A 12,819-nucleotide genomic window follows, 5' to 3' on the forward strand; every position below is an offset into this window, starting at 1 on the left:
CCCTCACGTTCACCCTCGCGCTCCTCACGCCCGTGATGGCCCAGACTGCTCCCGTGCAGACCGCTTCCGGCCAGACCGCCCCGGCGATACAGATGAAGATGACCGCGCTAGCGCCCGTCACGCTGCGCCGGGACGCCCGGCTCGGCACCCTGCTGACCGGGCCGACCGGCCTGACGCTCTACACCTTCGCCAAAGACGCGCCGGGAGTGAGCAACTGCGAAGGCGTGTGCGCCACCAACTGGCCGCCCCTGCTGCTGAGCGAAGTTCCGCGCCTGCCCGCCGGACTGAGCGGCAAGTTCAGCCTGATTTCCCGCAAGGATGGTCAGACCCAGCTCAGCTACGATGGCGCGGCGCTCTACAGCTGGAAGGGCGACGCCAAACCCGGTGACATCAACGGTCAGGGCTTCATGAACGTCTGGCACGCGGCCAACGCCGGCCCGAGCGTGCAGGTGTCGCGGGTGGACGATCTGGGCATGGTGCTGGCCGGGCCGACCGGCCTGACGCTCTATACCTTCGCCAAGGACGCGCCCGGAGTGAGCAACTGTGAGGGAGCCTGCGCCACCAACTGGCCTCCCCTGCTGGTGGCGCAGTTCCCGGCCACCGGCCTGACGGCGGGCGTGGCGGTGCGCGGCAAGCTTGGCACGCTGACGCGCAAGGATGGCAGCCTTCAGGTAACCTACAACGGCCTGCCTGTATACAACTGGAAGAACGACCTGAAGCGCGGTGACGCGCTCGGCGAGGGCTTCATGGGCGTTTGGAGCGCTGTCCGTCGCTGAGGAAGGAGAGGAGCGGCTCACGCCCTGTTCCTGAACGATCAACGTCAGCAGGCAGAGCGGAGTCAGACCAGATTCCGTGGTCAGGGCCGCCTACCAGGCGAGCTCTTTCCTGCCGAAAAAAAAGATCCTCGAGGAGTTCCATGTCAAACCACTTCATCCGCACCCTGACTCTATGTTCTGCACTCTTCCTTTCGGCCCCCGTCTTCGCTCAGTCGGTGGGTGACCGGGTGTACACCGCTGACCAGAGTTCCAATACCGTCTCGGTCATTGACCCAGTCGCCCTCAAACTGTTGGGCGTCATTTCGCTGGGCACACAGGCGCCCGCCGCACTCTCACCACTGTACAAAGGGGAATTGCTGGTTCACGGCCTCGGCTTCTCACCCGACGGAAAGACCTTGGCTGCCGTCTCCATAGGCTCGAACTCAGTGACTTTGATTGATACCGCCACCAACGCGGTGCGCGGCAAGGTCTACCTGGGCCGCAGTCCCCACGAGGCGTTCTTCACCCCGGACGGACGTGAACTGTGGGTGGCCGTGCGTGGCGAGAACTACGTCTCCGTCGTCGATCCCGTGCATTTTACCGAAACGCGCCGTATTCCTGTTCCGGACGGCCCTGGCATGGTGCTGTTCAATCCGAAAGCGCCTTACGCCTATGTGCCTTCGAGTTTCACCCCGGAACTGAGTGTCATCGACACGCGCACGTACCGGGTCGTGGCGCGGGTCCCGCAGGCCAGCCCATTCAGCCCGAATCTGGCGGTCAGTCCGCAGGGCGATCAGGTCTGGTTCACCCTCAAAGACAGCGGCAAAACGCAGGTCATGCGGGCGCGCCCACCCTTCGACATCACGGCGACGCTGGACAGCGGCCCCGTCACCAACCATGTCGCCCTGGCCGATACACCCACGGGCCGCTTCGCCTATGTCACTGTGGGCGGCCTGAACGTCGTCAAGGTATATACGCGCGACGCTGCGCCCCGGCTGGTGGCGACCATTCCGACGGGGGCACTCCCCCATGGTGCCTGGGCCGCGCCGGACGGGAAACGGGTGTACGTAGGACTGGAAGCGGCAGACCAGGTCCAGATCATCGACACAGCCAGCAACACGGTGACTGGTCAGGTTCCCACCGGGCAGTTGCCACAGGCGCTGGTCTATGTGCCCGGCGCAGTGCGCTCAGGTGCGGGCACAGCTCACTTACAGCCCCTGGACAGCACGAAAGCCACACTGACCCTGACCTTGACTTCCGGGAGCGCAGCCCGGGCCACCGTCAGCGTCAATCCCCTGGGCCTGGTCGATCTGGTGCAGATCGTCGCGACAGGACTGACCCCGAATACGGCGTATGTGCTGCGCCTGACCGGGCCAACGGGGCAGGCGCAGGACCTCGCCGCCCTGATGACCACGGCCCAGGGCGGCGTGACCGCACAGACCATCGGGCCAGTCAAGCAGCTCCTGAATGCCCCGCAGGGTGCCGGTCAGCTGAGCGTGGTGGCCAAAGTAGGCGGGGCGACCGTGCTGGTGCAGAGCAAGTGAGGCGGGTCGCCCTTGTCCTGCTGCTCACCGGCGGCGCGTTCGCTGCGGGCAATACCTTCCAGGGTCTGATGGACTCGGCCATGATGCGGATGCACGCGGGTATGCACGCGGCGACGCCTTCCGGCAACCCGGACCGTGATTTCCTGACCATGATGATTCCGCATCACCAGGGGGCAGTGGACGCCGCAAAGGCCGAGCTCCTCTACGGGAAGGACCCGCAGGTGCGGCGACTGGCCCAGGAAATCCTGACGGAACAGGCGCTGGAGATCGACTACATGCACCGACTTCTGGAGTCCAGAACAGCGGCTCTGCAGGGGCAGAATCAGCCCTGAATTGGACGTCAGGTCGTGTACAGATGAAATGTGCTGGAGGGCCGGGAGCGATGGATCACTCCCGGTCTTTCCTGAATGGACTGGTGAATTATCCCGACTTCATGTGTCTCCTGCTTTGGAGACACCCACCGCCCTATCCCTGAACATCGAAGGCCGCGAAGGGTTCAAGTACGCACAGTCGGTCAGGGAGACCCCTGGTGTGCAGGTTGATCAACAGGGCGTCCAACTGAGTCAGTTGGCCGAGAATTTGAACGATGATGGGCTGCTGGGCCGGGCGCATCTCCAGAAGGATGGGGTTGGCGACCTGACCGCGCCGTCCAAATCCGCCTGCTCCGTGCTGGGCAAACGCCAGTGTCAGGTCAAGGGCACGGGCGGTCTCGATGACGACATCTGCCAGAGGCCGACCTTCCAACTGATCTCCGGCACGCGTATAACAGCGCAGCAAACACAGTGGTTCAGCCCCACTCATCGATGTTCACCGCGCCGCATCAGGCGACGAACCGCCTGGCGGGTGATCAGGAGATCAGGCAAGGTCAGGGCCACCTCGGCCAGGAACGTTTCCAGCTGCGTGGTGGAGGCGACGCATTCGACAACCACAGGAAGGTCAGGGGCCCACTGAAAAGCGCGGTTGCGGTGAATCTGGCCATCCTGGCCATAGCCGATACTCCCGTGGGTGACGGTGGCTCCAGGAAGGCCTGCCCGCTGTGCTGTAGAGACCAGCCAATCGTAAGCCGTTTCGCTGCCCACTTTGTCGGTGCTGCCCAAGTAGCAGCGGAGCAACTCTGCATCCTGCCACGTCATAATCCACCTTCGAGCCGGATGGCCACCCAGCGCCCGAGCAGGACGGCCACGTAGCCCAACACCAGATTGCCGACGATGTAGAGCGAGGCGCGCAGACTTTCGCCGCTGCGCAGGAGCAGATCACTTTCCCAGGTGAACGTGCTGAAGGTCGTGAAGGCCCCGACGAAGCCGGTTCCGAAAGCCAGACGCCACTCGGCACTGACCAGACCCCGGGCGTTCAGGGCAATCACTAGCCCCAGGAGAAAACAGCCCAGCACATTGATCACCAGCGTCCCGAGCGGAAACGCGGCCCAGGCCGTAGGGCCGAGCCGGGTCTGGATCACCAGATTGAGACCGTAACGCGCCAGTGCACCGCAGGCGCCGCCAAGTGCAATTCCTATCCAGATGGGCATAGCTTCCCCCTGCGTCCTGAAGGGTAGGCATTATCAGCCGGACACGGGGCGGTTCTGAAAGGCGAATGCCATCGCCTGGAGTCTCAAAATACCAGATGACCAGGGGGTCGTCGATCCTTGGCGGGAAAAACAGCGGATAGCGGCCACGGGTATGCCCATCTTGCAGGAGCCTCCAACCCGCCCAATGTGGGGTCACGACACGGATCAGTCCTGACTGTACGCTAAGGTTGCAGAAACGGCCGTTTCCGCAATAGGTTTCGGCCTCTGACCAGCTGCGCCTCCCCGCGTTGCACATCCATATTGCACAATACTCCTCATTGGCAATAGGCTGACGCAACAAGGGGAGGCGCTATGCAGCTTGGGTACGCTCGCGTCAGCAAACAGCAGGATCAGGACACCGCCGCCCAACTCCGCGCCCTGAAAGATGCCGAAGTCGAGCGCGTATTCACCGAACACGCGTCCGGGGGCCGCTGGGATCGACCTGAATTACACAAGTTGCTCGCCCAGCTCCGGCCAGGCGATATCGTCGTCGTCTGGAAGCTGGATCGGCTCAGCCGCAGCCTGAAGGATGTCCTGCACCTGATGGAGAAGATCGAAACTGCTGGTGCAGGCTTTCGCAGTCTCACCGAAGCCATTGACACCACGACACCAGCAGGCCGGATGATGATGCAGATGGTCGGGGCGTTCGCCGAGTTCGAGCGGGCCATGATCCGCGAGCGCACCAGGGCCGGACTGGAGCAGGCCCGGCGGGAAGGCCGGGTGGGCGGCCGCAAACGCAAGCTCACCTCCACACAAGAGCAGGAAATCCGTGACGCGGTGAACTCTGGGCGGCACACTGCGGCGCAGTGTGCGCGGCTCTTCAAGGTGCATCCCAGTACCATTCTCCGTCTCCTGCGCCGCGCCGCCTGATCTGTGCCTGCTGAACTGGCCGCAGGAGGGACCGATCAGTACGGCCAGTTCAATGCACCGCCCAGTCCCGAGCAACTCCGGCGGTATTTCATTCTGGATGACCGCGATCACACGCGGATCGCTTCGAAAAAAGGCAAGCATAATCGCCTCGGATACGCCCTCCAGCTCACGACCTTGCGGTTTTTGGGCACATTCCTCCTCAATCCACTCGATGTGCCCCCCAATGTGTTGCGCTTTGTCGCCCGGCAACTTGGTGTGCAGGCCAAGCAGGTCAAACTTGATCGCTACCGTCAAGGTGAAACCAAATGGGACCACCAGCGGGACATCGGGCAAACGTATGGCTACCGCGTCTTCTCCGAGCCCGCCGTCTGGATCGGCTTGATCCGGTTCCTGATGGCCCGCACCCACTTACAAGCCGAATCTCCAAGCCTCTTGCTGGACCGGGCGACGGCCCGCCTCTACGAACACAACATCATTCTGCCAGGTGTGACCACCCTCTCCCGATTGATTGCCCGGGTGCAGGAGCGCAGTGAGACACAGTTATGTGACCGTCTGGTGGCGCTGCTCAGCCCTGAGCAGCGCGAGCGTCTGGTCACCCTGCTGAGTGTGCCTGAGCGGGCCAAAGTCTCTTCCTTCGAGCAACTCCGCCAAGCCCCGATTTCCATTTCGGCCCAGGGCCTGGTCGGGGCGCTGAAGCGGGTCGAACGGATTCGCCAGGTCGGTGTGCGGACCGTTAACCTACGTTCCTTCCCCACGCAGCGCCTGGACACGCTGTCAAGAATAGGACTGGGGTCGAAGACGCAGACGTTACGAAGGCTGACCTCGTCCCGTCAGTTGGCGGTGTTGCTCGTCACGGTCTCGCGCCTGGAGGCCAGTGCGCTGGATGACGCCCTGACCGTGCTCGACAGCCTGCTGACGGATGTCTTTAACCGGATAGAACGCCAGGACACCGAGCAGAAGCTGGCCTCCTTGCCTTCATTGGAAGAAGCGGCCCGTTCTCAGAACCAGCTGACTCGCTTGTTTCTAGAGCACTTGAAGACGGAGCAGCATGATTTTGATGCTTTTTCACAGCAGGTGTTGACCCTTGTTTCAAAAGATGTGCTGGAGCGGACCGTGCAGGCCATTGCTGAGCTGACCCAACCGACCGCTGATCGGCACATTGAGCAGTTGCTGGCCCGCTACAGCTACGTTCAGCAATTTGTTCCGACGCTGTTGCACACGGTGGGCTTTGAAGCCAACCGCTCCGGTCAGCCTCTGCTGGCCGCTATCAATGCCCTGCGAACCCTGGAGCGCCGGAAGAAAGACCTGTCATCGCTGCCTACCGACTGGATCACCGGCCGCTGGGGAAAGCATTTGAGATCTGCGGCAGGTGAGGTGCAGCGCAGTGCGTACACCCTCGGGGTACTGGAGCAGCTGCACCTGAGCTTGAAGCGCCGCGACCTCTATGTGCCAGCCAGCGACAAATTCAATGACCCCAGGTTGCGGCTCCTCTCGGGGCCGCGCTGGGCGGACCTCAAGGTGGAAGTCTGCCGCAGTCTTGATCTCGACCCTGATCCTGCAGTGGTCCTGGCCCGTCTGGAGCGGCAATTGGATGAGACCTACCACCTCCTGGCCGAACGCCTCCCCGAGAATGCCTCTGCGTCCATTGAGGAGGTGGACGGGAAATCGCGTCTGGTGCTGCAGCTTGATGAAGCGCAGGATGAACCGCCCAGTCTGCGGCAGCTTCACAAAGATGTGGCCGCACGTTTACCCAGGATCGACCTCCCTGACCTGCTCCTGGAAGTTCACCGCTGGACGGGCTTTGCCGATGAATTCCAGCACCTCAGTGAGCGCCGCAGCCGGGTGGAGCACCTGCCCATGAGCGTCTGTGCCGTGCTGCTCTCCGAGGCCTGCAACGTGAGTCTGGACGCCGTCGTGCAACCGGAGCGCGAGGCGCTCCGGTCCAGTCGTCTCTCCTGGGTCAGCCAGAACTATGTCCGGGCTGAAACCATCGCGGCGGCGAATGCTCGTCTGGTGAACTTTCAGTCCACCCTGCCGGACCTACCCGCCTGGGGCCAGGGGTATGTCGCTTCGGTGGATGGCCTGCGCTTTCGAGTGCCTGTGAAATCCATTTACAGTGGTCAGAACCCCAAATATTTTGGCGTAGGCAGTGGTGTCACGTACGTGAACTTTGTGGCCGACCAGTTCACCAGTTTTCACGGCATTGTGGTGCCAGGCACCTTGCGAGATTCGCTGTACGCCCTGGACGGCCTAATTGAACACAACACCACGCTGCGACCCAAGCAACTGATCTCGGATACAGGGGCCTCCTCGTATCTGATCTTTGGGCTATTCAGCCTGCTGGGCTATCAATTCAGCCCAGAATTGGCGAACTTGCCCGAACGCCGCTACTGGCGGCTGAACCCACAGGCCAAGTACGGCGCATTAGACGCCATTGCCACCAACCATATTCAGTCCAAACTGATTACCGCGCACTGGGATGACCTCCTGCGGATTGCTGGATCGTTGGTGACCCGTCAGGTCAGAGCATCTGACCTGATTAAAGTCCTGGGCGTGACGCCCAAAAGCTCGGTGGTGCGGGCCGTAGAACACTTTGGCCGCATTTCGTACACCCAGCATCTGCTGACCTACCACGATGATCCGGTCTATCGCCGGGTCATCGGCACGCAGCGCAATCGCCAGGAGGCCAGGCATAGTCTGGGCCGCGCCCTGTTTCAGGGAGAACGTGGGGAGTTACGGCAACACTACTTGGCCGGGATGGAAGATCAGTTGGGCGCGCTGGGCTTGGTCATGAACGCCATCATCGTCTGGAATTCTAGATACATCGGTCTGGTGCTGGAACAGCTGCGGTCAGAGGGAAAAATGGTCAATCCAGAAGAGGCCAAGCGCCTTTCTCCACTGAAATATGAGCACATCCACCTCAAGGGTCGGTATCACTTCAATCTAGAGGAAACGACCCGTTCCGGAAAATTCAGAAAATTGCGTGCCCCAGGCGACGCTGAAGGCTGATGCACGACCCCCAAAACCCGACTCTCCGCTCCATTACTACCGCAATGCCCATCCGCACGAGTTGGCCCTTCACATGGAGAGCAGCGTCGAGATCAATTCAGCCTCTCAATCCGTACGGCTGCGCAACTGTGTCAACGACCGCTGGCTTGACGTGCGGGATATCGGCGCTGTCTGGTACCGCCGCCCCTTGCCCTTTCAACTGCCTGAGCACCTCTCCCACGATGAGCGGATGTTCGCGCGCAAAGAATTGTCTGAGTACCTGAGGGGCCTGTGGCTGTCCATGAACTGCTTCTGGATCGACCAGCCCCATCTCCTTCGTCAGGCGGACTACAAGCTGGAACAGCTGACGCGGGCCAAGCAATTCGGATTTCACATTCCCAGAACCATGATCACCAACGAGCCCGCGAAAGTGCGTGAATTTTACCGCGCCTGTGGCGGCCAAATGATCTACAAGGTCCTCTCCACGCCGTCACTGATGACGGACGAACGCCTGATGACCCGAACGGACATCGACACGGAACAGGCACAAACAGAAGTTCCAGAAGACCTGATCGTGAAAACAACGCTCGTAGGCGAGCCCGAAATGGAAGCGCTGGAGACCATTCGTCTGACGCCGTCCCTCTTTCAGGAGTACGTGCCCAAGCAACACGAGTTGCGCGTGACCGTCATTGGCAATGAAGTCTTCGCCGCAGAAATTCATTCGCAGGAACGGCCGGAAACCTCCATTGACTGGCGGGACTACAGCGTCTCGATTCCTTACCGCAAAGCAGACCTGCCCCCAGCCGTGGCCGATGCCTGCCTGGCCTTTGTCAAAGGCTATGGCCTGCACTACAGCGCCATGGACCTGATCTACACCCCCGATGGGCAGTACGTGTTCCTGGAGAACAACCCCAGTGGACAGTTTCTTTTCGTGGAGCATCAGGTTCCGGAATTACGCATGAAAGAAGCCATGTCCAATTGCCTGATTCGCGGTGGCGTGGCGTGATTGCCCAGCCGTCCTGCGCCAGGCGCACGCTCAAAGGCCTGACATGCATGGCCTGACCGCCCATATTGAGGCCCTGCAAAGCCTGCTGGACATGCCCGTCATGGTCTACGCGACCACGCCAGGGCGCTTTAAACCCGTTGAGGATTCAGACGTTGAGATCCTCCACCGCTGTGTCGTGATGACCCTGGCTGGTCAGCGCCGCCTGACGCTGGTGCTCCACACGACCGGTGGCTACGTGAACGCCGCGCGCCGGCTGGCCGTTCTGCTCCGGGAGTACGTCGATACCCTCCACATCCTGGTTCCGCACAAGGCCATCTCGGCAGGTACGCTGATCTGCCTGGCTGCAGATGAGCTCGTCCTGACTGGCCTCTCCGAGCTCAGTCCCCTGGATCCGAACGTCAGCTCAACTCAACCCCAACCGGGCATGCCTTCGAGCGTCTCCTCTGCCGACAGTCACGCTTACCTTGACATGGCAGAAGTGTGGTTCGGTCTGGACCGTGCGCAGCATGGGCTTGAGCTGTTCAAATTGCTAAACCAGAAATTTTTTCCGACCTCGCTGAGTTCGTTCTACCGGTCCGAAGAGCAGATGCTCAAGTACTGCCAGGGGTTCCTCTCGCACAGCATGCCGGGCGCCGCAGTCGCACAGCGGCAGGCGGTCGCTGAACACCTGGTTCGCGGATACGGCTCGCACGACTGCGTCATCACGCGTGCGGAGGTCATGGCGTTGGGCCTGAACGTCCGCGCGGCAGGCGTGGAGGAAGAACGCGTTGCTCTCGAACTCATCCAGGCGTGCCGGACCATCACGACAGCCGACGAAACCCTAAGCGCACACAACGCGGTCATGGCCAGTGAGGTGTTCCTGGCCACCCATGACCCCCTGCCGGTCGGCGCGCCTCTGGGCGAGGGTGACGATGTCCCGGTTGTACCTGGCTTCACCGTGGAGGCGCAGCGGACGCCTTGGCGCATCCGATGAGCACAACACGGACAAGGGGTGCGGGCGGGGCACCTTCACCGAGGAACTTCAGTCATGGATGAACCGCCGACTGGTCGGCCCGTGCAGGTGTTCAAAGAGGTGGCTCACGTGCTTCCCCGTGTCGTCCGCCTCCTCATCCGCGCCCACCGCAAAGGGCTCCTGGCCGCGCTGGCCGGCACGGCCGCGCTTGGACTGCTTCCAGCAGGGATTGCCAGCATTGCCAAAGTCATGGTTGACACCCTGGCTGCGGGTGCCGGGCCCACCCTCAACCTCTGGCTGCTCATCGCTGCAGAACTCCTGCTGGTGACCCTGTCTGTGGGCCTCGGGCATGTGCTTGATCTGACCAGGACCTACCTGGGAGAACATGTCCAGCACGTGCTCCGCATGGACGTCAATGAGCACGCCGCTCACCTGGACCTGGCCTTCTTCGAGCAGCCCGAGAACCACGACACCCTGGAAAAGGCCCGCCGGGAGCTTGGGTACCGGCCTGTGCTGCTCACCATGGCTGTCCTGGGCGGCGTTCAGAACCTGGTCACGATCTCCGGCTTTGTCGCGATTGTTCTTGCGTTCCAGCCTTTCCTGCTGCTGGCCCTGGTCATCGCAGCGATTCCGGTGCTGCTCGTGGCGCAGCAGTCCAGCCTCCTCACATTCCGGACCTACGATTTCCTGACCCCTGAGGGGCGGCGAGCCGCGTACGTGGACGAACTGCTCACGCAAGAAGGCGCGGCCAAAGAACTGCGCCTCTTCGGCCTGTCAAGGCGGCTTCTCGCTCAGAGCCGAGCGTATACCCAACACGCGCTGGACGTCCGGCTGCAGGCCGCCCGCCGCAACCTCACCCGGTTCGCCTGGGCAGATCTGTTCTCGGTCGGGCTGCAGTACGTGGCGCTGGCGTTCGTGGTCTACCGCGCGGCGACCGGAAGCATCAGCCTGGGGGATTTCACGCTCCTGATTGCGGCGCTCGCCGCTGTCCGGCAGAACCTGACGCAGGTGGTCTCCAATTTTGGTGACGTTCTCGAACACGCGCTGCTCCTGACTGACCTGGACCGCTTCCTGGGCGTGCGCCCCGTCATTGTCGCTCCAGCAGAGCCGCTGCCCGCCCCTGTAACCGTGCATCGTTCCCTCAGATTCGAACGCGCGAGCTTTACGTACCCCGGCGCCACGCGCGCGGTGTTCACGGATTTCAACCTGGAGTTGCGAGCCGGTGAAGCCACAGCGCTCGTCGGTGTCAACGGGGCAGGGAAAACCACGCTGGTCAAGCTGCTGACGCGCCTGTACGACCCCGGCAGTGGCCGCATTACCCTGGATGGCACGGATATCCGCTCGTATGATCCTGAACACTACCGGGAGTTGTTCGGTGTCATCTTGCAGGATTTCACGCGGTATCAATTCTCCGCTGAAGAGAATGTGGTGCTCGCCCGGCCGAATGACCCTGCCGACCCGCTGAAACTGGGTGAGGCTGCGCAGAGGGCCGGCCTGACGCCCCTGGTGAACGCCTTACCTGAAGGATGGGGCACGTTTTTAGGCCGGCAATTTCAGCATCGGGGTCAGGAACTCTCCGGCGGTCAATGGCAGAAAGTGGCCCTGGCCCGGGCGCTGTACCGGGACGCGCCCATTCTCATTCTGGACGAGCCAACGGCCGCGCTGGACGCCGAAGCAGAAGCAGAACTGTTCAAGCGGTACCGCGAGTTGACGCAGGACAGACTCAGCCTGCTGATCACGCACCGCTTCAATACCGTCAGGTTCGCGGACCGCATCGTCGTGATCGAGGAGGGCCAGATTCTCGAAGACGGCACCCACGCCGCCTTGATGGCGCTGAGGGGACGGTACCACGACATGTTTACCGCTCAAGCTCAGGCCTACGACGTGACGTCCTCCGCAGCGGAGATGTCCTCTCAGCTGGAAACAGCACATCCTTCAGGAGGAGGCGCGTCCTGACGCCACTCCTCCGGCGCACGGCTCGATGATTCTGGACGCTCGACCTCAGCGGAACTGGGTGTGATGCCTTCATCTGGCATTCTTCGGGTCTGGTGATGAAGTGCCGAGGCGGCGGCGTGCGCAGCGCGGAATCCCCGTGTTCGGCCCCGTCTTTTGAGGTCAAGCTGAGCGCGTTCCTGCTCGCGGGGCGGGCGATGTCGAAACTCGCCTCCTGGAGCTTGGCTATGAACCTGACGTATTCATTGAGCCATGGCATTGCGACCTCCCCTTCTATTGTCTGTGCAATTAAACTCATGACGAGGGCGTAGCGTCGGAGTTTGTATTGGCGTACAGACCTCACCAACCCGCAATGGGACGCCCTCCAACCTCATCTCCCACCCGATCCCAGGCGCGGCCACCCCTACGCTGACCACCGACGGGTGATCAACGGCATCCTCTGGCGCATCAAGGTCGGGGCGCCTTGGCGAGATATACCTGATCGGTACGGCCCGTGGCGCACCTGCCACTGACGTGACCCCAATTGGTCGGCCCACTCCGAATGAGACAACATCGTCTCTGACCTGCTCCCCGCAATCGGTTCCAAAATGAATCGGAAAATCTGGCACACTCAGGGAACACACGTTCCCAGGAGGGTCAGCATGGGAGGAGCACGGCATACCGAAGAGCAGATCGCCTTCGCCCTGCGGCAAGTCGACTCCGGCACGTCCGTCGGCGAGGTCTGCCGGAAGATGGGCGTCGTCGAGTCTACGTACGACATCTGGCGCAAAAAGTACGGCGGGGTGGGGGTTGCGGAACTCCGTCGGCTTCGCCAACTGGAAGAGGAAAACCGCAAACTGAAGCAGCTGGTGGCGGATCTGAGCCTGGACAAGGCGATGCTGCAGGAGGTCATCTAAAAAAGCTGTGAACCCCCGCCAACGGCGGGGGTGGGTGGAGCACGTCCAGCACGTGTTCCGCGTCAGTCAACGTCGGGCTTGTCGGGGTCTGTATGTCGCGCGCTCGACATGTCGCTACGTCTTCAAGAAGCGGGCAGACGAGCCCGCCATCGTCCAGCGCATGACCGAGATCGCGGGGGTACGGGTGCGCTATGGATACCGGCGCATTCACGTGCTGATGGCCCGGGAGGGCTGGCGCATCAACCACAAGCGGCTGTATCGGTTGTACACCCAGACCGGGCTCAATCTGCG

The 12,819-nt window shown here is 62.0% G+C and carries 12 protein-coding genes, 2 pseudogenes and 1 riboswitch; of the genes and pseudogenes, 11 read left to right on the forward strand and 3 right to left on the reverse strand.

Going from position 1 to position 12,819, the window contains the following annotated elements; all coding sequences use genetic code 11:
• Positions 1-53: 53 nt before the first annotated feature.
• From IEY63_RS21255 to copM, 3 genes are all read left to right on the forward strand, one after another.
• Positions 54-776 carry a hypothetical protein gene (locus IEY63_RS21255; RefSeq protein WP_229784844.1) on the forward strand — a complete coding sequence of 241 codons (723 nt, stop codon included), beginning with the start codon at positions 54-56 and terminating at the stop codon, positions 774-776.
• A gap of 140 nt (positions 777-916) precedes the next feature.
• Positions 917-2,299: a YncE family protein gene (locus tag IEY63_RS21260; protein WP_058979608.1), complete on the forward strand. Its 1,383-nt coding sequence runs from the start codon at positions 917-919 to the stop codon at positions 2,297-2,299.
• Positions 2,296-2,631 carry a CopM family metallochaperone gene (gene copM / locus IEY63_RS21265; protein WP_201785777.1) on the forward strand — a complete coding sequence of 112 codons (336 nt, stop codon included), beginning with the start codon at positions 2,296-2,298 and terminating at the stop codon, positions 2,629-2,631. Before IEY63_RS21260 ends, copM begins: the two co-directional genes overlap by 4 nt.
• Positions 2,632-2,764: 133 nt before the next feature.
• Here copM and IEY63_RS21270 read toward each other — a convergent pair whose 3' ends face one another.
• The 3 genes from IEY63_RS21270 to crcB are packed head-to-tail and all read right to left on the reverse strand — an operon-like array spanning position 2,765 to position 3,824.
• Complete coding sequence (locus IEY63_RS21270) at positions 2,765-3,100, reverse strand: DUF190 domain-containing protein (protein ID WP_083524287.1); 336 nt, start codon at positions 3,098-3,100, stop codon at positions 2,765-2,767.
• Positions 3,097-3,432: a DUF190 domain-containing protein gene (locus tag IEY63_RS21275; protein ID WP_058979606.1), complete on the reverse strand. Its 336-nt coding sequence runs from the start codon at positions 3,430-3,432 to the stop codon at positions 3,097-3,099. Before IEY63_RS21275 ends, IEY63_RS21270 begins: the two co-directional genes overlap by 4 nt.
• Positions 3,429-3,824: a fluoride efflux transporter CrcB gene (gene crcB / locus IEY63_RS21280; RefSeq protein ID WP_058979605.1), complete on the reverse strand. Its 396-nt coding sequence runs from the start codon at positions 3,822-3,824 to the stop codon at positions 3,429-3,431. The genes IEY63_RS21275 and crcB overlap by 4 nt, the downstream gene beginning before the upstream one ends.
• Before the next feature lie 17 nt (positions 3,825-3,841).
• A riboswitch (Fluoride riboswitch) is annotated at positions 3,842-3,909 on the reverse strand.
• 266 nt (positions 3,910-4,175) lie between these two features.
• Between crcB and IEY63_RS21285 the strand changes: the two genes are divergently transcribed.
• The 8 genes and pseudogenes from IEY63_RS21285 to IEY63_RS22675 form a co-directional block, all read left to right on the forward strand.
• Positions 4,176-4,733 (forward strand): recombinase family protein, encoded by a 558-nt coding sequence (locus IEY63_RS21285; protein ID WP_058979603.1) that lies wholly within the window; start codon positions 4,176-4,178, stop codon positions 4,731-4,733.
• Positions 4,734-4,736: 3 nt separating this feature from the next.
• A complete protein-coding gene (locus IEY63_RS21290) occupies positions 4,737-7,742 on the forward strand; it encodes a Tn3 family transposase (protein WP_083524286.1) in 3,006 nt (1,001 codons plus the stop codon).
• A complete protein-coding gene (locus IEY63_RS21295) occupies positions 7,717-8,727 on the forward strand; it encodes an MvdC/MvdD family ATP grasp protein (RefSeq protein ID WP_189071001.1) in 1,011 nt (336 codons plus the stop codon). Before IEY63_RS21290 ends, IEY63_RS21295 begins: the two co-directional genes overlap by 26 nt.
• 43 nt (positions 8,728-8,770) lie before the next feature.
• Positions 8,771-9,700, forward strand: coding sequence for an SDH family Clp fold serine proteinase (locus tag IEY63_RS21300; protein WP_189071002.1), 930 nt, complete (start codon positions 8,771-8,773; stop codon positions 9,698-9,700).
• A 54-nt stretch (positions 9,701-9,754) separates the two neighbouring features.
• Complete coding sequence (locus tag IEY63_RS21305; protein WP_189071003.1) at positions 9,755-11,635, forward strand: ABC transporter ATP-binding protein; 1,881 nt, start codon at positions 9,755-9,757, stop codon at positions 11,633-11,635.
• A gap of 317 nt (positions 11,636-11,952) precedes the next feature.
• Positions 11,953-12,141: pseudogene (locus IEY63_RS21310) on the forward strand (transposase); the annotation flags it as partial.
• A gap of 132 nt (positions 12,142-12,273) precedes the next feature.
• Positions 12,274-12,574, forward strand: a pseudogene (locus IEY63_RS21315) (transposase); the annotation flags it as partial.
• A 114-nt stretch (positions 12,575-12,688) separates the two neighbouring features.
• Positions 12,689-12,819, forward strand: a 131-nt coding sequence (locus IEY63_RS22675; protein ID WP_189069349.1) for an IS3 family transposase, incomplete at its 3' end; no start/stop codon positions are given.

The organism is Deinococcus radiotolerans, from assembly GCF_014647435.1.
Taxonomy (GTDB): Bacteria; Deinococcota; Deinococci; order Deinococcales; family Deinococcaceae; genus Deinococcus; species Deinococcus radiotolerans.

Coding starts and splice junctions, on each gene's coding strand:
- IEY63_RS21300 (WP_189071002.1), top strand. CDS start 8,771: ATGCATGGCCTGACCGCCCATATTGAGGCCCTGCAAAGCCTGCTGGAC.
- IEY63_RS21305 (WP_189071003.1), top strand. CDS start 9,755: ATGGATGAACCGCCGACTGGTCGGCCCGTGCAGGTGTTCAAAGAGGTG.
- IEY63_RS21260 (WP_058979608.1), top strand. CDS start 917: ATGTCAAACCACTTCATCCGCACCCTGACTCTATGTTCTGCACTCTTC.
- IEY63_RS21275 (WP_058979606.1), bottom strand. CDS start 3,432: ATGACGTGGCAGGATGCAGAGTTGCTCCGCTGCTACTTGGGCAGCACC.
- crcB (WP_058979605.1), bottom strand. CDS start 3,824: ATGCCCATCTGGATAGGAATTGCACTTGGCGGCGCCTGCGGTGCACTG.
- IEY63_RS21285 (WP_058979603.1), top strand. CDS start 4,176: ATGCAGCTTGGGTACGCTCGCGTCAGCAAACAGCAGGATCAGGACACC.
- IEY63_RS21270 (WP_083524287.1), bottom strand. CDS start 3,100: ATGAGTGGGGCTGAACCACTGTGTTTGCTGCGCTGTTATACGCGTGCC.